The 23,204-nt window shown below is 64.4% G+C and carries 18 protein-coding genes; 8 read left to right on the top strand and 10 right to left on the bottom strand.

Annotated features, from left to right (window positions below; all coding sequences use genetic code 11):
• Nucleotides 1-151: 151 nt before the first annotated feature.
• The gene (gene pepN / locus ACYQ47_RS32170) at nt 152-2,875 is read right to left on the bottom strand and encodes an aminopeptidase N (RefSeq protein ID WP_459908827.1); all 2,724 of its coding nucleotides are present in this window, start codon (nt 2,873-2,875) and stop codon (nt 152-154) included.
• A gap of 195 nt (nt 2,876-3,070) precedes the next feature.
• On the opposite strand from pepN, the gene ACYQ47_RS32165 reads away from it, so the two are divergent.
• The 8 genes from ACYQ47_RS32165 (at nt 3,071) to ACYQ47_RS32130 (ending at nt 11,292) form a co-directional block, all read left to right on the top strand.
• On the top strand, nt 3,071-3,856 hold the full coding sequence (locus tag ACYQ47_RS32165) for a DUF4136 domain-containing protein (protein ID WP_459908825.1): 786 nt from the start codon (nt 3,071-3,073) through the stop codon (nt 3,854-3,856).
• 203 nt (nt 3,857-4,059) lie between these two features.
• Nucleotides 4,060-4,776 (top strand): CDP-alcohol phosphatidyltransferase family protein, encoded by a 717-nt coding sequence (locus tag ACYQ47_RS32160; protein WP_244827987.1) that lies wholly within the window; start codon nt 4,060-4,062, stop codon nt 4,774-4,776.
• Nucleotides 4,773-5,588 (top strand): HalD/BesD family halogenase, encoded by an 816-nt coding sequence (locus tag ACYQ47_RS32155; protein ID WP_309961204.1) that lies wholly within the window; start codon nt 4,773-4,775, stop codon nt 5,586-5,588. The genes ACYQ47_RS32160 and ACYQ47_RS32155 overlap by 4 nt, the downstream gene beginning before the upstream one ends.
• Nucleotides 5,585-6,601: a flippase-like domain-containing protein gene (locus tag ACYQ47_RS32150; protein WP_250492011.1), complete on the top strand. Its 1,017-nt coding sequence runs from the start codon at nt 5,585-5,587 to the stop codon at nt 6,599-6,601. The genes ACYQ47_RS32155 and ACYQ47_RS32150 overlap by 4 nt, the downstream gene beginning before the upstream one ends.
• A 24-nt stretch (nt 6,602-6,625) precedes the next feature.
• Entirely contained in the window at nt 6,626-7,399 is a 774-nt protein-coding gene (locus ACYQ47_RS32145; protein ID WP_459908822.1) for a phosphocholine cytidylyltransferase family protein, read from the top strand.
• Nucleotides 7,396-9,084 (top strand): phosphoenolpyruvate mutase, encoded by a 1,689-nt coding sequence (aepX, locus tag ACYQ47_RS32140; protein ID WP_244827389.1) that lies wholly within the window; start codon nt 7,396-7,398, stop codon nt 9,082-9,084. The genes ACYQ47_RS32145 and aepX overlap by 4 nt, the downstream gene beginning before the upstream one ends.
• On the top strand, nt 9,077-10,234 hold the full coding sequence (gene aepY / locus ACYQ47_RS32135) for a phosphonopyruvate decarboxylase (RefSeq protein ID WP_459908820.1): 1,158 nt from the start codon (nt 9,077-9,079) through the stop codon (nt 10,232-10,234). The genes aepX and aepY overlap by 8 nt, the downstream gene beginning before the upstream one ends.
• A complete protein-coding gene (locus tag ACYQ47_RS32130) occupies nt 10,234-11,292 on the top strand; it encodes a 2-aminoethylphosphonate aminotransferase (protein WP_244827391.1) in 1,059 nt (352 codons plus the stop codon). Before aepY ends, ACYQ47_RS32130 begins: the two co-directional genes overlap by 1 nt.
• On the opposite strand, the gene ACYQ47_RS32125 is transcribed toward ACYQ47_RS32130, so the two are convergent.
• From ACYQ47_RS32125 to ACYQ47_RS32085, 9 genes are all read right to left on the bottom strand, one after another.
• Complete coding sequence (locus tag ACYQ47_RS32125) at nt 11,289-11,738, bottom strand: hypothetical protein (protein WP_244827392.1); 450 nt, start codon at nt 11,736-11,738, stop codon at nt 11,289-11,291. The genes ACYQ47_RS32130 and ACYQ47_RS32125 overlap by 4 nt on opposite strands.
• Before the next feature lie 164 nt (nt 11,739-11,902).
• Nucleotides 11,903-13,231, bottom strand: a complete 1,329-nt coding sequence (gene guaD, locus ACYQ47_RS32120; RefSeq protein ID WP_244827393.1) for a guanine deaminase — start codon at nt 13,229-13,231, stop codon at nt 11,903-11,905.
• Between the two features lie 28 nt (nt 13,232-13,259).
• On the bottom strand, nt 13,260-14,630 hold the full coding sequence (locus tag ACYQ47_RS32115) for an NCS2 family permease (RefSeq protein ID WP_244827394.1): 1,371 nt from the start codon (nt 14,628-14,630) through the stop codon (nt 13,260-13,262).
• Between the two features lie 3 nt (nt 14,631-14,633).
• Entirely contained in the window at nt 14,634-15,656 is a 1,023-nt protein-coding gene (locus ACYQ47_RS32110; RefSeq protein WP_244827395.1) for an adenosine deaminase, read from the bottom strand.
• A 42-nt stretch (nt 15,657-15,698) separates the two neighbouring features.
• Entirely contained in the window at nt 15,699-16,715 is a 1,017-nt protein-coding gene (xdhC, locus tag ACYQ47_RS32105) for a xanthine dehydrogenase accessory protein XdhC (protein WP_244827396.1), read from the bottom strand.
• 36 nt (nt 16,716-16,751) lie between these two features.
• Nucleotides 16,752-19,115: a xanthine dehydrogenase molybdopterin binding subunit gene (gene xdhB, locus ACYQ47_RS32100; RefSeq protein ID WP_459908815.1), complete on the bottom strand. Its 2,364-nt coding sequence runs from the start codon at nt 19,113-19,115 to the stop codon at nt 16,752-16,754.
• A gap of 73 nt (nt 19,116-19,188) precedes the next feature.
• Nucleotides 19,189-20,709: a xanthine dehydrogenase small subunit gene (xdhA, locus tag ACYQ47_RS32095; RefSeq protein WP_459908813.1), complete on the bottom strand. Its 1,521-nt coding sequence runs from the start codon at nt 20,707-20,709 to the stop codon at nt 19,189-19,191.
• 270 nt (nt 20,710-20,979) lie between these two features.
• On the bottom strand, nt 20,980-21,498 hold the full coding sequence (locus tag ACYQ47_RS32090) for a disulfide bond formation protein B (RefSeq protein ID WP_244827988.1): 519 nt from the start codon (nt 21,496-21,498) through the stop codon (nt 20,980-20,982).
• Between the two features lie 111 nt (nt 21,499-21,609).
• Nucleotides 21,610-23,007, bottom strand: a complete 1,398-nt coding sequence (locus ACYQ47_RS32085) for an amidase (protein WP_459908811.1) — start codon at nt 23,005-23,007, stop codon at nt 21,610-21,612.
• Nucleotides 23,008-23,204 lie beyond the last annotated feature (197 nt).

Below are 23,204 nucleotides of genomic sequence, written 5' to 3'. Positions count from 1 at the left end.
TGAGCGTTTGACGAATCCCATGATTCTAACCGCTTGCCCCATGCGCTCCGTATGACAGAGGCCGCTGATGCCCGACATAAGCAAGAACGGCCACCGCGCTAAACAACACGCAGTGGCCGCTAAACAGTAAAAAAGTGTGATGAATCAGTGATTAAGCGGCGAGCGCCTTTTCGACGACTTCGCGCACATCGCGCGATTTCGCTTTCGACGCTACTTCGGTCAACGCCGCATGCATCTTCTCGCGCAACTGTGGCGTGAAGCGGCGCCACAATTCGAGGCCGCGCGCGAGGCGGGCGGCGACTTGCGGATTGAGCGCATCGAGCGCGATGACCTGTTCGGCCCAGAACGCGTAGCCGGAACCGTCGGGCGCGTGGAACTGCGCCGGGTTGCCGCTGCAGAAACTGAAAATCAGCGAGCGCGCGCGATTCGGGTTCTTCAGCGTGAACGCCTGATGCTGCATCAACTGGCGCACGATCTCGATGATCTTGCGGTCCGGCCCGCCACGCTGCGTCGCCTGCAGCGCGAACCACTTGTCGATGACGAGCGCCTCGTGCTCGAAGCGGCGATAAAAGTCGTCGAGCGCGGTGTCGGCGACGGTGGGATCGGCGCCCGCTGTCGCGCTTGCCAGGAGCAGCGCGGAAAGCGCCGCCGAACGATCCGTCATGTTGTCGGCCGAATCGTACTGAGCCTCGGCGAGCCTGATGGCTTCGCTCGGGTCGTCGAGCTGGCTCAGGTAGGCAAGGGCGAGGTTCTTCAGGCCGCGCTTGCCCGCATCTTCCGGTGTCGGACGATATTCGCCCGGCGTGCGGTTCGCCTCGTAAGCGGCGAGCCACTTGTCGCGCAGTCCTGCCGCGAGCTGGCGGCTCATGAACACGCGCGCCGCGTGCACGGCGGCGGGGTCGGAGACGGACATCTGCTCGGCGAGATAGCTTTCCGATGGCAGCATCATTGCGAGTTCGCGGAAAGCGGGCGTGAGCGTGGTGTCGTCGAGTACGCGGGAAAATGCCGCGATGATGTCGCTATCGAGCGTGAGCGTTTCGCCCTTGGCCGCGCGCGCTGCGAGCGCCAGCAGTTCGCGCGTGGCGAGCCGCTGACCGGCTTCCCAGCGATTGAAGGGATCGCTGTCGTGGGCCAGCAGAAACGCCAGTTGTTCGTTCGTGTAGTCGAATTCGACGATCACCGGTGCCGAGAAATTGCGCAGCAGCGAGGGCAGCGGCGCTTCGCTCACAGCGACGAAAGTGAACGACTGTTCGCGCTCCGCGAATTCGAGCACGCGCGTCGTGCCGTTCGGCTCTTTTTCGCCTTCGAGACGAAGCGGCAAATCCGCGCCATTCGCGCCGATCAGACCGACCGCGAACGGAATCAGGAGCGGACCTTGTTGCGTGGTGCGCGCGGCTTCGTTGCCCTCGGCGTAGCCTTGCGCGAGCGTCAGCGTGTAGCGCTTGGCGGCGGCGTCGTAGGAAGCGCGCACCGACACGCGCGGCGTGCCCGCCTGGCTGTACCAGCGCTCGTATTGCGAGAGGTCGCGGTTATTAGCGTCGGCCATGGCGTGACGGAAGTCGTCGCAAGTCACGGCCTGGCCGTCGTGGCGCTGGAAGTACAGGTCCATGCCCTTGCGAAAACCCTCGCGGCCAAAGAGTGTCTGATACATCCGCACGACTTCCGAGCCTTTCTCGTAGACGGTCATCGTGTAGAAATTATTGATCTCGACGTAGCTTTCCGGGCGCACCGGATGCGCCATCGGGCCGGCGTCCTCGGCGAACTGCATCTGACGCAAGACGCGCACGTCCTCGATCCGCTTGGTCGCGCGCGCGGCCGCGCTCGCCGCGCCATCCACGTCGCCCGCGGCCATATCGGCGGAAAATTCCTGGTCGCGGAAGACCGTGAGGCCTTCTTTCAGGCTCAACTGGAACCAGTCGCGGCAAGTCACGCGGTTGCCGGTCCAGTTATGGAAGTACTCGTGTCCGACGACCGCTTCGATGTTGGAGAAGTCGATATCGGTCGCGGTTTCCGGATTGGCCAGCACGTACTTCGTGTTGAAGATATTGAGGCCCTTGTTCTCCATTGCGCCCATGTTGAAGTCGCTGACCGCGACGATCATGAAGCGGTCCAGATCCAGTTCCAGCCCGAAGCGCTTCTCGTCCCAGCGAATGGAATGGATGAGCGAATCCATGGCGTGGCGCGTCTTGTCGAGATCGTGCGGCTCGACCCAGACCTGCAGCAGCTTCTCTCGCGAACCGGACTGAATGCGCTCTTCTATCCTCACCAGCTTGCCGGCGACCAGCGCGAAGAGATAACTCGGCTTCTTGAACGGGTCTTCCCAGACCGCGAAGTGGCGGCCGTCGGGCAGGTCGCCTTCATCGATCAGATTGCCGTTCGAGAGCAGCACCGGATACGCGGTCTTGTCGGCGCGCAGGGTCACGGTGTAGGTTGCCATCACGTCCGGACGGTCGAGGAAATAGGTGATGCGCCGGAAACCTTCCGCCTCGCACTGCGTGAAGAAGTTGCCGCTCGACACATAAAGCCCGGACAGCGTGGTGTTCGCGGCAGGATTGCAGACGCTTTCAATGACGAGTTCGAACACGTCGCCCGGAATATTGCCGATGGACAGACCGTTATCGCTTACACGGACGTCCGTATGCGGCTTGCCGTCGATGGTCGCGCTAACGAATTCGAGTTGCTCGCCGATCAGTTCGAGCCGCGCGGTGTTGTCCGCCGCGTCCGGGTTGCAATGCAGACGCATGCTGTTTCTGACAACGGTCCGCGAGGGCACGAGGTCGAACTCGAGCGCGACGGAATCGATCAGGAACGCGGGTGGCGTGTAGTCCTGGCGGCGGATCACGGTGGATGCGGTCGTTTCGGTCGTGGTGGACATGGCAAGATCTTGAGTGAGTTGAGCGGCGCGGTCGCGCTCGTGAGCCGGGTGGTTTCGGGCACAAAAGCGGGCGCGGCATGTCGAACCATTGTACTGAACGCCCGCCGATCGTGAAGCCGGACGGTCAGCGAGGCGTCCGCGGCCACAACAAGAGCGGCTCAAACCGGAACGACATTGAACGAAGCGAGGAAGACCATGATTTCCCGGATCGAAGGCAGCGGCCCGTGGCGCATGCTGGCCCGCGCGGCGCTCGCGCTTGGCGTGCTCTGGCTTGCCGGCTGCACGACTTACGTGCAGACGCAGGTCACCGCGTTCTCGGATTGGAGCGGCGGCAGCGACGCCACCCGTACCTACGCCTTCGCGCGCAACAACGATCAGCAGAACAGCATCGAGCAGACGACTTACGAGACGCTCGTCGCCACGGAGCTTTCGAAGTATTCGTTCCGTCAGGCGCCGGAAGCGAGCGCGAACTACAAGGTGGCGCTCAATTATTCGGTACGCGGCGATTTGATGACGGTGCGCCAGCCCGTCTATTACGATCCCTGGCCGATGTACGGTCCGTGGGGGCGCCCGGGCTTCGGACCATGGGGCGGCGGCTGGGGCGGCTATGGCTACGGCGGTGGCCCGTGGGGCCCAACGGGCTACGTCGATCAAAGCTTCCCGGTTTATATCCACGCGCTGCAGATTCGCATGAACGAGCGTGCTTCCGGGCGTGAAGTCTATAAGGTGACGGCGGTCAATTCCACGGAAGATCCGTCGCTCTATCACGCCATGCCGTATCTCACGCGCAGCGCGCTGGCCGACTTCCCGCTCGGCAACGGCACGGTTCGCACGGTCACCATTCCTGTCGACAAGAACGGCGGCATGTCGGGCGAAACCACGGCATCCATCGGCAACGAGCGCAGCGTACCCATCCCACCGCCCAATGCGCCACCGCCTCCGCCGCCGCGCAACGCGCCGCCGCCCGCGACCATTCAGTGATCCGCAAGCGCCCGAATCGAAACGGGGCGCCTGTTCCGCCAAAACGAATCGGAAATATTTTCTTCGGGGCGAATCGCGACAATCGTTTGCGGCGAGCGGGCATGGATCAAAACACGCGTCCGGCCCCGCTAAACAAGGTTCCGGCGCCGTCGGAATGAGTCGCAATATATGCAGCTTGCGCGAAATAGCGATATATTCGCGTGATGACAAAATCGTGTCCGCCCAGCCCGAAAGCCGTTCCCGAACCATCGACATGGGACGCGCGCATTGCCCGCCGTCTCGTCACGCCACTCGTCGGAACGCCGGTAACGCCCAATCACCTTACGACACTACGGCTCGCCATCGGTCTTGGCGGCGCGTACTATTTGTCGCTCGGTTCGTTCTGGCTTTGCACGCTCGGCGCGTTGCTGATCGCACTGTCGAATCTCGTCGATCACACCGACGGCGAGCTCGCGCGTATCAGCGGTCAGTCGAGCAGGATCGGCCACCTGTACGACCTCGCGTGCGATGCGCTCGTCACCGTGCTGCTGTTCGCGGGCATCGGCTTTTACGTGAGCGTGCATCATCCGGCGTGGCCCGTTTCGGCGCAGTGGCTCGGCGGCATCGCGGGCATTGCCGTTGCGTTGATCTTTTTCCTGCGCATGCGGATCGAGTCGACGGTCGGCAAGGCCGCCACGAAGCAGGCGTCGATGGCGGGCTTCGAAACCGAGGACGTGCTTTACCTGCTGCCGGTGATTACCATCCTGAACGGCATGACGCCGTTTCTGATCGCCGCGGCCATCGGCGCGCCGCTTTTCGCGATCTACGTGGCGGTGGATTATCAACGCGTGATGCGTCGCGAGCGTCGCGCGAAGAGCTCGAGCGCGAGCCAGGCGCAAACGCGTAGCGAGAACGGCAAGGACTTCCAGGCGGTGAGATGAGCGATACGGCAACCCCACTTCACGACAAGCTCAACGAAACGAGCAACGGGACCAGCAAAGCCACGCCGAGCGCGCGCGACATCGACACGACGTTGTCCGCGCGCATCTCGGCGCTGCCGACGCCGCAATTGCGCCAGGACTACGACAAGCAGGGCGCGTTTCTCTACCTCGAAGACTTTCTGCCGCGCGATTACACCGAACGCCTGATCGCCGCGGTGCACGATGTCATGCCCGCCGTGAATCGCAATTACTTGCCGGGGCACAAGGCGGGCGGCAGCGTGAGCCGTCATACGCTCGACAAGCTTGCGCCGTTCATCGCGGACCTGTACCGCTCGGAAGCCCTTATCGAGTGGCTCGAAACGCTGACGGGCGACAAACTGCAACTCTCGCCCGAAGACGACGCGCACGCCTACGCGCTGTATTTCTATACGCGGCCAGGCGATCACATCGGCTGGCACTACGACACTTCGTATTACAACGGCCGCCGTTACACGCTGTTGCTCGGTGTCATCGACGACTCCTCCTGCCGTCTCGACTACGAACTGCACACGCGCACGCCCGAGATTCCCGATCAGCCGGGCTCGGTGCAGTATCCGCCGGGCGCGCTCGTCTTCTTCGACGGCGACAAGCTGCGTCATCGCATCACGCCGCTCGGCGAAAATGAAATGCGCGTCTCGCTTACGTTCGAATACGTGACGGACCCGAACATGAAGCCGTTTCAGCGCTTCATCTCGAACATGAAAGATTCGATCGCGTACTTCGGTTTCAAGCAGGTCTTTCGCCGCAAGGGCGGCAAGAACGGCGCCGCATGAGTCGCGCTGGCACCTTCCTGCTGTCGGCCGGCGTGGTTCTGTTCGTCGCGCTGCTCGGCTGGCAAGGCTTCGGCTCCGTGGCCTCGACGCTCGCCGCGGCGGGCTGGGGACTCGTCGCCGTCGCGGCGTTCCATTTCGTGCCGCTTTTCATCGATGCAATCGCTATCAGCAGTCTCTTCTCGAACAAGGAACGCGACGTCTCCTTGCGCGATGCCTTGCTCGCGCGCTGGACGGGTGAATCGGTCAATAGCCTGATGCCCGCCGGGCAGATCGGCGGACCGATGCTCATGGTCCGCTATCTCACGCAGCGCGGCATGCGCGCCCGCGACGCCGCCGCGGTCATTACCGTCAGCACGACCATGCAAACGGTCGCGCAATTGCTTTTCGCGCTGGTCGGCGTCGTGCTCCTCACCGGTTACGCGACGGGCGGCTCCGCTTCCACCGTACGGATCGCGGTGCTTGCGGTCATCGGCGTGATCGGCGCGATGATTCTCGGCTTCTATCTGGCGCAGCGTCGCGGTCTTTTCGGTCGCGCCATGCGCTTCGCCTCCGGCATCGCGGCGCGCTTCTCGAAGAAGCACGACTGGTCTTCGCTCGTCACACGCGCCGAAGCGGTCGATACCGCCGTCCACGAGATGTATCGCGAACGCGGCAAGGTGGCGGCGAGCTTCGGCCTGAGCCTCGTCGGCTGGGTGGTCGGCACGGGCGAAGTGTGGCTCGCGCTGAGTCTGCTCGGCCACCCGGTCGGCTGGACCGAAGCGCTGCTGCTCGAAAGTCTCGGCCAGGCCATTCGCGGCGCGGCGTTCGCCATTCCCGGTTCGCTCGGCGTGCAGGAAGGCGGCTATCTGCTGCTCGCACGTCTGGTCGGCCTGCCGCCCGAAGCGGCGCTCGCGCTGTCGCTTGTGAAACGTGCGCGCGAGTTGCTGCTTGGCGTGCCGGGCATCGTCTATCTGCATTTCGTTGAAAAAGGCTGGCAGCGCCGCCGTCTCGCGCGTGTGCCGGAAATCGACTGAACCACCCTCGAAGGGAATCACACCATGCGCGCAATTATCCTTGCGGCCGGGATGGGCTTGCGCCTCGTGCAGCCCGAAGGCCAGCAAAAGCCGAAGTGTCTCTTGCGTTTCGGCGACGCGTCGCTCCTTGAGCGCCATCTGCACTTGCTGAAGGCAGCCGGTGTCGATGAAGTCGTCTTCGTGACGGGCTTCAAGCACGAACAGATCGAAGCGGAACTGGCGGGCATCGACTGGAAGCCCAAGACGGAAACGGTGATCAACGCCGACTTCTCGCTTGGCAGCGTGCTCTCCGTGCATACCGCGCGCGACGCCATGACGCGCGGCGGCGATGTCCTCCTGATGGATGCCGACGTGCTCTACGACGAACGCATTCTCGCGCCGCTGGTGGCGGGCGGCTCGGCGAACCGTCTTTTGATCGACCGCGACTTCGAAGCCGGCGACGAGCCGGTGAAGCTGTGCGTGGCGCACGGCGTGCCGGTCGAACTGCGCAAGCAAGTGGCGGCGGGCTTGGATTACGACACGATCGGCGAATCGGTGGGATTCTTTCGCTTCGATCAGAAGACGGCGCAGCGCCTGGCCGAAATCGTCGCGGATTACGTGGGAACCGGGCGTGCGAACTTGCCGCATGAAGAAGCGGTGCGCGACCTGTTGCTGGAAAAGCGCCACGCGTTCGATATCGCCGATGTCACCGGCGCACCGTGGATCGAAATCGACTTTCAAAACGACGTGACGCGCGCGGCTCTCGACGTGCTGCCGCAATTGAACGCCCTCAGTCAGTTTGCCGGAGCCCTGAAATGAACGCACCCTCGCAACTCCCCGTCGGTTTTTCGCGCACGCTGCGCCTGCGCGAGATGCTGCAAAGCAATCGCCTCGAATTCCTGATGGAGGCGCACAACGGCATTTCCGCGCGCATCGCCAAGGAAGCGGGCTTCAAGGCGATTTGGGGCTCGGGCCTGTCGATCTCCGCGCAGTTCGGCGTGCGCGACAACAACGAAGCAAGCTGGACGCAGGTCGTCGACAACCTCGAATTCATGGCCGACGCCAGCGACTTGCCCATTCTCCTCGACGGCGACACCGGCTACGGCAACTTCAACAACGTGCGCCGGCTCGTCAAGAAGCTGGAGCAGCGTGGCATCGCGGGCGTGTGTATCGAAGACAAGCAGTTTCCGAAGACCAACAGCTTCATCAACGGCGAAGCGCAGCCGCTCGCCGATATCGACGAATTCTGCGGCAAGATCAAAGCCGGCAAGGACTCGCAGAGCGACCCGAACTTCTCCATCGTCGCGCGCGTGGAAGCGCTGATCGCGGGCTGGGGCATGGAAGAAGCGTTGAAGCGCGCCGAGGCGTATCGCCAGGCGGGCGCGGACGCCATCCTGATTCACAGCAAGCTCTCGAAGCCCGACGAAATCCTGACCTTCGCGCGCGAATGGGCCGGGCGCGGGCCGCTCGTCATCGTGCCGACGAAGTACTACAGCACGCCGACCGACGTCTTCCGTCAGGCGGGCATCAGCACGGTGATCTGGGCGAACCATCTGATTCGCGGCGCGGTCTCGGCCATGCAGGCCATCGCGAAGGAAATCCACGATAGCGAGACGCTCATCAACGTGGAAGACCGGATTGCGTCGGTCAACGAAATTTTCCGTCTGCAGGACGCCGACGAATACTCGGCCGCCGAGAACATCTATCTGAGTTCGGCCAACGCGCAACGCAGCGCCGTGGTGCTGGCGGCAAGCCGCGGCGCGGGCCTCGAAGCGCTGACCGCCGAGCGTCCGAAAGTCATGCTGCCGGTCGCGGGCAAGCCGCTCTTGCGCCATCTGGCCGAAGCGTTCAAAAAGGAAGGCATCAACGACATCACGGTGGTCGGCGGTTATCGCGCCGATGCGATCGATGCGTCCGGTATCCGTCTCGTCGTCAACGCGGAGCACGAGACGACGGGCGAGCTGGCATCGCTCGCGTGTGCGGTGAAGCATATGAGCGGCGACACCGTGCTTTCGTACGGCGATCTTTTGTTCCGCAGCTATATCCTGCGCGATCTGGTGGAATCGGATAGCGACTTCTGCGTGGTGGTGGATTCGTCGCAGGCGCCGCAAGCGGGCGCGAGCGGCACCGACTTCGCGTATTGCTCGCACGCCGACGACCGTTCGCTCTTCGGCCAGAAAGTCTGGCTGCAAAGCGTGGTCGGCGCGGGCCAGAATCTGACCGATGGCCGCGCACCGCAAGGCCGCTGGATCGGCCTCATCAACGTGCGCGCCAACGCGCGAGAAGCATTGCAAACCACGCTCAAGCAATTGCAGCAACGCGCTGACTTCGACAAGCTCGACATGGCCGCGCTGCTCAATGCACTGGTCGCGGCGGGCAAGAAGGTCGAAGTGCAATACGTGCACGGCCACTGGCGTGGCGTGAACGACCTCGACGACTTCCGTCGCGCCGGCGATTTCGCGCACGGTCAAATGCCGGTCGGCACGGAGAACGAGCGTGATTGAAGCTGCCGGGTTCGTCGAAGCGGCGCGCGCGCGTGGCTTCGACTGGTACGCGGGCGTGCCTTGCTCGTATCTCACGCCGTTCATCAACTACGTGCTGCAGGACGACTCGCTGCATTACGTCTCGGCGGCGAATGAAGGCGACGCCGTCGCGCTGATCGCGGGCGTCGCGCTCGGCGGCGCGGGCAAACGTCGCGGCATCGCCATGATGCAGAACTCCGGCTTGGGCAATGCGGTGAGTCCCCTGACGTCGCTCACGTGGACGTTTCGCCTGCCGCTGTTGCTGATCGTGACGTGGCGCGGCCAGCCAGGCGTCGCCGATGAGCCGCAACACGCGCTCATGGGTCCCGTGACGCCGCAGATGCTCGAAACGATGGAGATTCCGTGGGAACTGTTTCCGACGGAAAGCGAAGCCATCGGTCCGGCGCTCGACCGCGCGACGGCGTATATGGACAAGACGGGCCGCCCGTATGCGCTCGTCATGCAAAAGGGCAGCGTCGCGCCTTTCGAGCTCAAGAAGACCGGCTTGTCGGGCGTCAAGTCGAACGCCGCGCCTGCCGCCGTGCAGCGCTTCGAAGGCGAGCGCGTGACGCGTCATGCGGCGCTCGAACGCGTGATCGCGAACACGCCTGCCGGCGAAACGGTCGTGCTGGCATCGACGGGATTTTGCGGCCGCGAACTCTATGCAATCGATGACCGCGCGAACCAGCTCTATCTCGTCGGCTCAATGGGCTGCGTCACGCCGATGGCGCTCGGCCTCGCGCTGTCGCGCCCGGACCTGACCGTGGTCGCGCTCGACGGCGACGGCGCCGCGCTCATGCGCATGGGCGTGTTCGCCACGCTCGGCGCTTACGGGCCGCCGAACCTCGTGCACTTGCTGCTTGACAACGGCGCACACGAATCCACCGGCGGTCAGGCGACGGTTTCGCGCGGTGTCGATTTCGCGTCGATCGCTTCCGCCTGCGGCTACGCGCTCGCGCTCGATGGCGACGACATCGGCGTGATCGACCGCCTGCTGCAAGCGCGCGACGTGAATGGCGCGCGCTTTGCCCGGCTGTCGATTCGCGCCGGCACGCCGGGCGACTTGCCGCGTCCTAAGATCACGCCCGAAGACGTGCGCGCGCGTCTGCAACGACACATTGGAGACCGCTGATGCTACTGCTCAATCCTGGTCCCGTCACGCTGTCCGAACGCGTGCGCAAGAGCCTTTTACAGACCGACTTGTGCCATCGCGAGCCGGAGTTCTTCGACCTTCAGGACGAAGCGCGCAAGCGTCTCGTCGCCGCTTACGAACTCGATCCCGCGAAGTGGAGCGCCGTGTTGATGACCGGCTCGGGCACGGCGGCCGTCGAGAGCATGATTGCGGGCATCGTGCCGGAAGGCGGGCGGCTTCTGATCGTCGAGAACGGCGTGTATGGCGAGCGCATCGCGCAGATCGCGAAGCAGTACCGCATCGACCATGAAGTCGTGAAATACGAGTGGATGCAGGCGCCGGATACCGATGCGATCATCGCGCGTCTCGATGGCTTCTCGCATGTCGCGATCATCCATCACGAGACCACGACGGGGCGCCTGAACCCGCTCGACACGCTGTCACGCGCGTGCGCCGAACGCGGCATCGGGTTGCTCGTCGATGCCGTCAGCAGCTTCGGCGCCGAGGCGATCGACTTCGACGGCGGCGGCATCGTCGCGGTGGCGGCGACAGCCAACAAATGCCTGCACGGCGTGCCGGGCGCGGCGTTCGTCATCGCGCGGCGCGATGCCTTGCAGAACGCCGCGAGCCGCACGTACTACCTTGGCATCGCGCGTCTGGCCAAACTGCAGGACGAGCGCAATACGCCGTTCACGCCATCGGTGCATGCGTATTACGCCCTCGTCGAAGCACTCCGCGAGTTCGAGGAAGAAGGCGGCTGGCGCGCGCGGCATCGGCGTTACGCGACGCTCGCCGAGCAGGTGCGCGCGGGTTTGGCTGCGCTCGGCATCGAGAGCGCGTTGCCGGCGCAGGAGTCGTCGGTGGTATTGCGGGCGTATCGCCTGCCTGCTGGCGTGAATTACGAGAAGCTGCACGACGCGTTGAAGGCGAAAGGTTTCGTCATCTACGCAGGGCAGGGCGGCTTGTCGAAGGAACTGTTCCGTATCTCGACGATGGGCGCGCTGGATTCCAACGACATGCAGCGCCTGCTTTCGTCGGTCGCGGAATTGCTGCGCTAGGAACGCTTGCAAAAAATCGCCGTGATGAAGGGCGCGACGTGGTGCACGACCGCGTCGCTGCCCGCATCGCGCACCTTCTTCAGCACTTCGTCGTCGCCGCCCCAGACGACTGCACCGTAGGATGAATCGCCAATCGGGTCGCCCTTGCCTTCCTTGAAGATCGGATCGTTCTTCTGGTATCCCACCACCGCGTAAATCTTGAATCCGTAAGCCGTGAGATTCACACCCTTGACCGGCCGGAACGCGTTGATCGAATTCGGCTCGACGCGCATGGGCTTGGTTTCGATGAGATTGGTTTCCAGGAGCGGCGCGATGAAATCATGCGCGTTGGAATGGCAGTCGAGCGGGCCTTCGATTCCAAAAGCCTGACAGAGCGCCGGCAACGCGAGCAATGAAACGAGAGCGGTCTTGACGGCGATGCGGGAAGTGCGCGCGGTGTGCTTCATGGAGGCCATTGCGAACGAATGGTTGAACGCGGAGGCTCCACTTTATCCGCTATGCACACGCCATGCTCGAATGGCGGCCATCGTTCTAAAAAGAAACGGGCTACTGGCTGCCGGTTGGCAATCAGTAACCCGAACTTCGCGGAACTACGCAGCGTAATGTTCGACTACGCCGCCAGTTCCAGCGCCGCCGTCTGCCGACGCTCGCGCGAATGCACGCGCTTGCCGGCCGCATACGTCTCGTACACCGCACGATCGTCGCCGAGAAGCGCGAACGCGAACAGCAGTTCCTCAAGCGTATTCACGCGCTGCGTGCGGCGTGCGAGCAGCGGCGTCGCAGCCGGGTCGAGTACGACGAAATCCGCTTCGCTGCCGGGCGCGAGCGTGCCGATCTTGTCGTCGAGTTCGAGCACTTGCGCCGCGCCCGTCGTCGCGAGCCAGAACATGCGCGTCGCCGTCAGATGATGCCCCGTCAGACGCGCGACCTTGTGCGCTTCGTTCATGGTCTGCAGCATGGAGAACGAGGTGCCGCCGCCGACGTCCGTTGCGAGCGCAACCGGCATGTTCGAGGCGCCGGCCTTGTCGAAGTCGAAGAGGCCGCTGCCGAGAAACAGGTTCGACGTGGGACAGTGTGACGCCACCGCGCCCGTTTCGGCCATGCGCTGACGGTCGGCATCGTCGAGATAGATGCAGTGGCCGTACACCGCGCGGCGTCGCAACAGACCGTAGTGATCGTAGATGTCGAGATAGCTGCGGTGTCCCGGAAACAGGCTCTCGACCCACTTGATCTCGTCGGTGTTCTCCGCCACGTGACTCTGGATGAACACGTCCCGATGCTTCTGCGCGAGCACGCCGCAGGCTTCGAGCTGCGCTTCCGTCGAGGTCGGCGCGAAGCGCGGCGTGAGCGCATATTGCTGACGCCCGCGGCCATGCCAGCGCCCGATCAGTTCGTCGCTGTCGTCGTAGCCCGACTGCGCGGTGTCGCGCAGGAACTCGGGACAATTGCGGTCCATCAGCACCTTGCCCGCGACCATGCGCAGGTTGCGCGCTTCGCTTTCGGTGAAGAAGGCATCGGCGGATTGCTTGTGGACCGTGCAATAGACGAGCGCGGTGGTCGTGCCGCTGGCCAGCAGTTCGTCGATGAAGAAGCTCGCCGTTTCGCGCGCGACCGCCGGATTCTCGAAGCCGCGTTCCGTCGGAAACGTGTACGTGTTGAGCCACGGCAAGAGGCCCGGCGCGGGCGACGCGATCATGTCCGTCTGCGGATAGTGGATGTGCGAGTCGATGAAGCCCGGCACGATCAGCTTGTCGCGCAGCGTATGCACGGTGGCGTCCGCGGCGAGCTTGTCGCGCACCGACGCATACGAACCCGCCGCGACCACCTTGCCATCTTCGACGATCAAGAGGCCATCGGCCTCATGGACCGCGCCGTCGGCGGCATGCGCGGGATCTTCCCGGAAGGTGAGCAGCTGGGCGCGGTAGGCGGTTTGAGTCATGATGCAACGTCTCCAATCTTCGTGGTTTTCAAAGCTGTGAAAGCAGCACTAACGAAAAGCCCGCGATGATCCACATCGCCGGCTTGATTTCCTTCGCGCGTCCTGTCGCCGACTTGAGCACGACGAACGCGAGAAAGCCATACGCGACACCGTCCGTGATCGAATACGTGAGCGGGATGAGGATCATCGCGAGGAACGCGGGAATGGCTTCGTCGAAGCGCTGCCATTCGATCTTGGTGATGGCTTCCATCATGAACACGCCGACGAGCACCAGCGCGGGCGCGGTGGCGATGGCGGGCACGAGCGACAGAAGCGGCGAGAGAAACAGGAACGGCAGGAAGCACAGGCCCGCGACGACGGCGACGAGTCCCGTGCGCCCGCCCGCCGAAATGCCCGCCGCCGACTCGATATACGCGTTCGCCGGACTCGTGCCGAGCGGCGCGGAAACAAGCGCGGAGAAGGCGTCGACCATCATCGACTGGCGGATGTTGCGCGGGTTGCCGTCCTTATCGTAGAGCTTGCCGGCTTCGGAGATCGCCATGAAAGTGGAGAGCGCGTCGAAGAAGGACGTGAACAGCATCACGAAGATGAATGGCCAGTAGGCCACCTTCAGCGCGCCGATCAAATCGAGCTGGCCGAGCGCGGAAAAGTCCGGCGCGGACACGAACCCGTTCCAGTTGACGAGCGTTTTCGTGGCGATGGCGGCGGGCCAGTAAGCGGTGCCGTCGCCCCAATAGCGGCCGATGGGAATCGCGATGATCGTCGTGAACACGATGCCGAGCATGAGCGCGCCGGTGGTCTTGCGCGCCACCAATATGGTCGTCACGGCAAGCCCGATCAGGAACGTGATGACCACCGGATTGAGCGATGCCGAATGCACGATGGTCACCGGATCGCCCACGACGAACTTCGCGTTCACGAGCCCGATGAGGCTGATGAACAAGCCGATGCCGCACGAAACCGCGTGCCGCAGATTGTCGGGAATGGCGTCGACCACGAGCTTGCGCGCGTTGAAGATCGCAAGCACCGCGAAGATCACGCCGGCCCAGAACACGCAGCCGAGCGCGGTCTGCCACGGCATCTTGCCGCCGTGAACCATGACGAACGCAAAGAGCGCGTTCATGCCCATGCCCGGCGCGACGAGCACCGGATTGCGCGCGTAAAGGCCCATCGCGCAACTGCCGAGAAAACTGACGATGACGGTGGCCGTGAGCGCCGCCGGAAACGGCACGCCCGCCTGCGAGAGAATGCCCGGATTGACGACGATGATGTACATCGCCGTGAGAAACGTCGTGATGCCCGCGACGACTTCGGTCTTGACGAGCGAGCCCGCCGCGCGCACGCCGAAGAAGCGTTCGAGCGCGGTGGCGTCGCGTTGAGTTGTTGCCGTGCTTTCCATTTCTTACTGCTTCCAGTGCGTGTCCAGGCGCGCGATCATCGCGGCGCGTTCTTCATCGGTGACGAACGAGGCTTCGAGGCTGTTGCGCAAGAGCGTGTAGACCTCGTGATCCGAGAGCTTCAGGGCATCGACGATGGCGAAATAGTTCGCGTTGACGTAGCCGCCGAAGTAGGCGGGATCGTCCGAATTCACCATGACCGCGACGCCCTGATCGAGCAGGTCCTTGAGCGTGTGCTTCGCCATGTCGTCGAACACGCAGAGCTTGATGTTCGAGAGCGGGCAGACCGTGAGCGCAATGCGCGAGTCGGCGAGACGCGCGACGAGCGCCGCGTCTTCGATGCTGCGCACGCCGTGATCGACGCGATCCACCTTGAGCAGATCCAGCGCTTCGTAGACATACGACGGCGGGCCTTCCTCGCCCGCGTGCGCGACGAGCTTGAGGCCGCGTTCGCGCGCTCTCGCGAACACGCGCTCGAACTTCGACGGCGGATGGCCGCGCTCCGACGAATCCAGCCCGACACCGATCAGCCGATGCGCGTACTGGTCGAACAGCGGCAACGCGGCATCGAAGGTGGCGAGCGCGTCTTCCTCGGAAAGATGGCGCAGGAAGCACAGAATGATCTTCGACGTGAGACCACGCTTTTCGCCTTCGGCGAGCGCGCGCTCGATACCGGCCACCGCCGTGTCGATAGAAACGCCGCGTTCGGTGTGCGTTTGCGGATCGAAGAAGATTTCCGTATGCGTGACGTGGTCCGCGAGCGCGCGCTCGACGTAGGCCATCGTCATGTCGTAGAAGTCTTCCTCGTGCAGCAGCACGCTCGCGCCGGCGTAGTAGATGTCGAGGAACGACTGGAGATCGGTGAAGGCGTAGGCCGCGCGCAAGGCGTCAATGGAATCGTAGGCGAGCGTCACGCCGTTGCGTTTCGCCAGCGCGAAAATCAGCTCGGGTTCGAGCGATCCTTCGATATGGATATGCAACTCCGCCTTGGGCGCGCGCGCAATCTTGTCGGCGAGTGTGGGATTCATGGGCTTGTCTTTGTTGGGGCTGGGACTTCCGCCTGCGGCTAGTCAGGCGGTCTGCTGCGACGACGCAGAAGTGCTGGCGTTGGCTTCGACCGCTTGCAGCAGTTGGGCTGCCGCTGCAACGGCGATCACTTCGGGCGCTTTGTCGACGATGCCGTCGATACCGATCGGACACACCATCCGGCCGATACGCGCGGGGTCGATCCCGCGCGCCGCGAGCCGGTGCTCGAACTGCTTGCGCTTGGTATGCGAGCCGATCATGCCGAAGAACGCGAAATCGCCACGCGCGAGAATTCGTGCGGCGAGTTCGAGATCCACCGTATGGTTGTGCGTCATCACGATGAAGTACGTACCGGGCCGCGCCTGGTCGATGGCTTCGTCCGGCGCGTCGTTCGGCTCGATGCTCACGTTATCCGGCACGAACTGCGCGGCGGGGAAGGCCGCGTCGCGTTCGTCGACCCAGGTGACGTGACACGGCAAGGTCGCGAGCACGCGCACGAGCGCGGCCCCGACATGGCCCGCGCCGAACAGCACGACCTGGAAGTCGCGCGGCGCGATGGTCTCGGTGAGCAGCGCGCCGCTTTCGTCGAAGCCCGCGCCGTCCCACAGGAGACAGTCGGTGTCTTCGGCGCCCGGTTCGGGGTCGGAGAGCATGACGGCATCGGGCATCGGCGCGAACGAAACGCTGCGCACGGTCGAAAGACCTTGCGCCGTGCGCTTCGCGAGCGACGTCACCCAGTTGAGATCGCCGACATCGAGCCGCTCGAACGACAGAACGACCGCACCGCCGCAGCACTGGCCGAGGCTCGGACCGAGCGCGAAACGCTCGAGCCGCCGCATGTGCGGACGGCGCTGGCCGTCCTTCAGCACTTGCCGGGCGGTTTCGATTGCCTTCCATTCGAGATGGCCGCCGCCGATGGTATAGCGGGCTTCCTCGCGCGTGACGATCATCTTCGTGCCCGGCTCGCGCGGCGCGGAGCCTTCGACACGCGCGACCGTCACGAGCACGACGGCATCGCCGTGCGCGAGCAGGTGTTGCAGGTCGGTCAGCCAAACTTGCATCGAGGGGCTCCAGAGTCTTTTGCGTTGTCGCAGGCGTTAGTTTACCGGGGCGGCGGCCGCGCTTTGTGTTACGGATGCATCGAGCGCGTCGAGGATCGCTTCGGGCGTCGCGGGCGCGCGCAACGGCGGTGCGTGAGCGGCATCGGCCGTATTGGCGGCGATGGCCGCGCGGATTGCCAGCAGCACCGAAAACGCCAGCAGCAAGGGCGGTTCGCCGACCGCTTTCGACCGGAAAATCGTCGGCTCGGCGTTGTCGTTGCGATAAAGCGTGGTGTTGAACACGGGCGGCGTATCGCTGATCGCCGGGATCTTGTAAGTGGAAGGCGCGTGCGTCATCAGGCGTCCGTCGCGGTTCCACCAGAGCTCCTCGGTCGTGAGCCATCCCATGCCCTGAATGAAGCCGCCTTCCACCTGACCGATGTCGATAGCCGGATTGATCGAGCGCCCGGCGTCGTGCAGCAGATCGGCGCGCAGAAGCTTCCATTCGCCGGTGAGCGTATCGATGACGACTTCGGACACCGCCGCGCCATACGCGAAGTAATAGAACGGATGGCCTTGCAGCGTCCGCGCGTCCCAATGGACTTTGGGCGTGGCATAGAAGCCGTCCGACCACAACTGCACCCGTGCGAGATACGCGGCCGACACGAGTTGCTCGAACGGCATCTGCCCGCCGTTGACCTGCACCACGCCGCCATGAAAGCGCACGTCCGCGGCCGCGCCGCCGAGCTGCTTCACCACGAGTTCCGCCAGACGCGCGCGGATGGTGAGCGCCGCCGCTTCCGCCGCCTTGCCGTTCAGATCGCTTCCCGTCGATGCCGCCGTCGCCGATGTATTCGCGATCTTCGACGTATCCGTCGCTGTCACGCGCACGCGCTGCAAGCCGATGCCGAGCACGCTCGCCACCACCTGCGCGACCTTGGTGTTGAGCCCCTGGCCCATTTCCGTTCCGCCGTGATTCACGAGCACGGAGCCGTCCTTGTAGACGTGCACGAGCGCGCCCGCCTGGTTCAGAAACGGCACGTTGAACGAGATGCCGAACTTGACCGGCGTGAACGCGATACCGCGCTTGAGCACCGCGCTTTTCGCGTTGAACGCGGCGATTTGCGCGCGGCGCGATTCGTATTCGCTCGTTGCGATGAGTTCGTCCGTGAGCGGCGCAATCACGTTATCCGCAACCGGCTGACCATACGGCGTGACATTGCGCTCGTCGATGCCGTAGTAATTCGCGCGCCGCACGTCGAGCGGATCGCGCTTCAACGCATATGCGACTTCGTCGAGCATGACTTCCATGACGAGCGCGCCTTGCGGGCCGCCGAAGCCGCGAAACGCCGTGTTCGACTGCGTGTTGGTCTTGCAGCAAAACGCACGGATATCGACATCGCCGAGAAAGTAGGCGTTGTCGAAATGACAGACGGCGCGCGTCGCGACCGCGCCCGACAAGTCCGCCGAATAACCCGCCCGCAGCGCGATTTCCACGCGCGCGCCGGTGATGCGGCCGTCGTCGTCGAAGCCGCATTCGTATTCGTAGACCGCGTCGTGGCGCTTGCCGGTGATCATGAAGTCGTCGTCGCGATCGGCGCGCAACTTCACCGGACGCTTGAGCAAATGCGCCGCGAGCGAGGCGACGCACGCGAAGACGGCCGACTGCGATTCCTTGCCGCCGAAGCCGCCGCCCATGCGCCGGCATTCGCACAACACGGCGTTGGTCGGCCAGGCGAGCATGTGCGCGACGACTTGCTGCATCTCGCTCGGATGCTGCGTCGAACTATGCACGAGCATGCCGTGCTGTTCTTTCGGGATGGCGTAAGCGACTTGTCCTTCGAGATAGAACTGTTCCTGTCCGCCGACTTCGAATTCGCCAGACAGCCGATGTTTGGCCGCCGCGATTCGTCCGTCCGGATCGCCGCGCCGCAGATGCAGCGGCGGCAGCACGAACTCTTTGCGCGCTTTCGCTTCGCGCGGCGTGAGCACGGCTTCGAGCGGCTCATAGCGCACGACGTCTTCGCTTTTCGCGAGCGCGGCGGCGCGGCGCGCGAGATCGTGCGTCTCGGCAATGACGGCGAAGACCGGTTGGCCGAGATACTGCACTTCGTCGACCGCGAGGATCGGGTCGTCGTGCAGAACGGGGCCGCAATTGTTCTCGCCGGGAATGTCGGCGGCGGTGAGTACGGCGACGACGCCGGGCGCGGCGCGCACCGCGTCGAAATCGAGCGAGACGATGCGCGCGTGCGCATGACGCGACAAGCCGAGCGCCGCGTGCAGCGTGCCGCGCAATTCGGCGATGTCGTCGGTGTAAATGGCTTCGCCGCTCACATGCAGCGCCGCAGACTCGTGCGGCAGCGAGGCGCCGGCGGCGTCGAGCGCGGCATCGAGCTGGATAGGTTCGCTGGCCTTGTTCATCGCGGGTCCTTTTGGACGCTGGCGCGCAGTGGCGTGATCGCGGCGATCGGGATCGGGATCGGGAAGGGCCGCGTCATGACGTCTCGATCCCGTGTGCGCCGAACGCAAACGCGTTGAGTTCCGCGAGCGCGAGCGGCGCGTCGCGGCGTGTTTCCAGATAGAAGCGCCACAGCACGTTGCGCGCCACCTTCGCCCGATACGCGCTCGACGCGCGCATGTCGCTGAGCGGCTGGAAGTCGGTATCGAGCGCGGCCATCGCGGCGCGGACGCTGGCTTCGGACCATTCGCGGCCGGTCAGCGCGGCTTCGGCGGCGGCCGCGCGCCTGGGCGTCGCGGCCATCCCGCCGAACGCGATGCGCGCGCTTGCAACGCGGTTGTCGTCGGCCAAACGAATGGCGAACGCCGCGCACACGGCGGAGATGTCCTGGTCGTAACGCTTGCTGACCTTGTACGTGCGAAACCGCAAGTCGGCCGATGCGCGCGGCACGCGAATCGCCGCGACGAATTCGCCCGCTTCGAGCGCGGTTTTTTGATAGCCGAGGTAGAAGGTATCGAGCGGCATCGTGCGCGTACGCTCGCCTTTTTGCAGCACGATTTCGGTATTCAGCGCGATGAGCGCGGGCATGGAATCGCCGATCGGCGAGCCGTTCGCGACGTTGCCGCCGAGCGTGCCCGCATTGCGGATAGGCCGCGAGGCGAAGCGCGTCCACAGTTCCGCGAGTTCGGGGTAATCGGCGGTCAGCGCGGCGTAAGCCTCTTCGAGCGATACGGCCGCGCCGATGGTCAGCGTCTCGGCGTCACGCTCGATGTGCTTCAGTTCATCGACGTTGCCGATAAACAGCACGTCGCCGAGATCGCGAAATTGCTTCGTGACCCACAAGCCGACATCCGTGCTGCCCGCAAGCAGACGTGCATTCGGATTCGCTGCACGCAGGCGCGCGAATTCGGCGCGCGTGACGGGCGCGGTGAACGCGGGCGTGCCAAAAGCCGCGCCGCGTGCGTCCGGCGCGCGATATTCGAACGTAGCCGAACGGCGCAGCGACGCCAGCGCGTCTTTGAGCGCGGCACGATCGAAGGCGGGACGCGGATAGTCGAACATGCGTTCGGCGGCATCCACGATCGGCCGATACCCCGTGCAGCGGCACAGATTGCCCGAGAGCGCGGCGTTGATCTCATCGCGCGAAGGCGGCCCGGCTTCGGGCGGATGCGCGTGATACAGCGCCCACAGCGACATGGCGAAGCCCGGCGTGCAGAAGCCGCACTGCGAGCCGTGGCAATCGACGAGCGCCTGCTGCACGGGATGCAGCGCGCCGTCTTCGGCGCGCAGGTTTTCGACGGTGAAGAGCGCGCGCGAATCGAGCGTCGGCAGGAATTGAATGCAGGCGTTGACCGCCTTGAGCGCGAGTTCGCCGCTGGCGTCCAGCTCGCCCACGACGACCGTGCAGGCGCCGCAATCGCCCTCGGCACAGCCTTCCTTGGTGCCGGTGCAAAGGTCTTCCTCGCGCAGATGCTGAAGCACCGTGCGCGTGGCGGGCGCGTCGCCGATTTCACGAACGGCGCCGTGGTGAAGGAAGCGGATGGTTTGCGTTGTCATGAGCGACTCGGGGACATTGCGGACCGGGCGCGCGTTACGCGGTTTCCGCCTGCTTCATGGGTTGCCGTCGAATTCGACGCTGGCTGCCTTTGAACAAACGGACTGCGCGCACGTAGATCGCCATCCAGTCACGACCTTAACATCCCAATATCTCAAAAAGATTGTCGGGACCGTATCCAGATTATGCGGATGTGCTGATGCGAGGAAGAGGCAAGACGCGCGGGCCGTGTAAAAGCCCGCGCCGGGGAAGGGGGATGAAACGTGGCGGAATCAGCGCGCGGCGGCGCGCAGCTTGCGTTTCAGACGCAGACTGCCGCCGACGAGCAGGAAAATCACCCCGAAGGCGATCAGCGACCATTGCGGCAGCGAGATCCCGAGAATGGGCGGATAAGGCGTTTCGCACAGGCCCGCGACCTTGAACACTTGCGGCAGCCAGCGTGCGGGCGGCAGGTTGTCGACGATGGGCTGAAGCGCGTCGAAACCGCAACTGAAGCCGGGATGCGACTGCACGTAGACATGGCGCAGCGCCGTTGCGACGCCGCCGAGCGCGGAGATCACCACCAGCAATTCGAGCAGCGCGACGCCGCGCCAGCCGCGCATTCCCGCGCCGAGAAAGGCGAACACGGCGATCAGCACGAAGAAGTAGCGCTGGATGATGCAAAGCGGGCAAGGGTCTTCGCCCTGGAAGAACTGCAGATACAACGCTCCGCCAACGAGCGCGAGACTCACGAACCCGAGCAACACGAGCAAGCGCTTCTCGCGGCCGAGGGAGCGGTCGTCCTGATGCATCGTAAAGTGATTTAGATGGTTGTTCATTTGTTTCGCAACGATTCGAGAAAGAAGCACCTGAGTTGCGGGAGATCGCGGAGGAATTCTAGCGCGAACGTCCGGCGCGAAACATTAGCGCGTCGTATCGAGCACCGCTTCGACTGCCCGGCCGATGGAGAGCAGCGTGTCGTCCGCGTGCGGCGCGCCCGCGAGCATGAGCCCCACGGGCGCCTCGCCACGCCGATGACAGGGCAGCGACAGCCCGCAGGCATCCAAAAAATTGAAGGTCGTGGGATTGCGCAGGATGAGCGCGTTCGTGCGCGTGAAGAGATCGTCGTCCTGTTCCAGCTCGGCGATACGCGGCGGCAGAACCGGCACCGTCGGGCAAAGAATTGCGTCGAAACGCTGCCACAGTGTCGTGCGCGCTTCGTCGATCATCGCGGCGCGCGCTTCGCACAGGTCGATGTAATCCGCCGCGCTCGCCGACTCGGCGCGCAGCAGACGAGCGAGCACGCGCGGATCGTACTCGGCGGCGTGATCGGCGAGCAGCTTGCGATGCCACGCATATGCTTCGATGGCGACGAGACTGAAGCGGCTGATGTCCGGCAGACGATCTAGCGGCCCGAAGCGCACGTCTTCCACGAGCGCGCCCGCCGCCGACAGATGATTGATGGCCGTATCGACGGCGCTGGCAACGGCGGGATCGAGGCCGTCCGTCACGTAATTGGTGAGCACACCGAGGCGCACGCCTTCGAGCGGACGCGTGGCGGGCACATCGGGTTCGCGGCCAGCGAGAATGCGATCGACTAGCGCGCAACACGCGACCGAGACGCCTATCGGCCCAAACGAATCGAGCGATTTGGAAAGCGGCACGCCGCCTTGCCTCGGAATGCGGCTGGCGGTGGGTTTGAAGCCGGTGAGGCCGCACATCGTGGCGGGGATGCGGATGGAGCCGCCGGTGTCGGTGCCGAGCGCGATGGCCGCCATGCCGTCCGCCACCGATGCCGCCGCGCCTGACGACGAGCCGCCCGCGATGCGTTCGTCGCCCGGCACGTTTGCGCGATACGGCGAGTGCGGCGTGCCGAAGTGCGGATTCAGGCCAAGCCCGGAGAACGCGAACTCGCTCATGTTAGTGCGCCCGACGATCACGCCGCCTGCGCGGCGCAGGCGCGCGACGCTCACGGCATCGGCTTGGGCGGGCGCGGTGCTGGCGAGCGCGCGGGAGCCGGCGCGCGTGACTTGCCCTTCGATATCGAAGAGATCTTTCACGGAAATGGGGATGCCCGCGAGCGGCGAAAGCACGGTGCCGGCGCGGCGCAGCGCGTCGAGGGCATCGGCGGCGGCGCGGGCGTGGGCGGCATCGACATGCGTGAAAACGATGGAACCTTGACCGGCCGGATTGGCGATACGTTCGAGCGCGGATTCGACGAGTGCGCGACTGGTGGTGCGACCGCTTTTCAGATCGGCGGCGAGATGGGCTAGCGGGGCAAACTGCGGCGAAGTGGTTGGCATGGCGTCGGGCAGTGGCATTGCCGAATGCGAAACGCGCGTGACGTGCGATGCGCGCTTGAGGCACTCGGGCGGCGCGACGATGGGCTTCTTGTGCGGAGGTCCATCGGCGAGTGAATGGATGGGCGGTGGGGGCCCGGGGTGGGTGTCATTCTAAGCCAGGGTGGGGGGAAATACTTGGGGGATGGTTTGTTGAGGCGCGGGCAGGTGGTTTGATG

Source organism: Caballeronia sp. HLA56, from assembly GCF_054655155.1.
The sequence above is the reverse complement of the archived record's forward strand: the minus strand, read 5'-3'. Positions and strand labels throughout refer to the sequence as shown.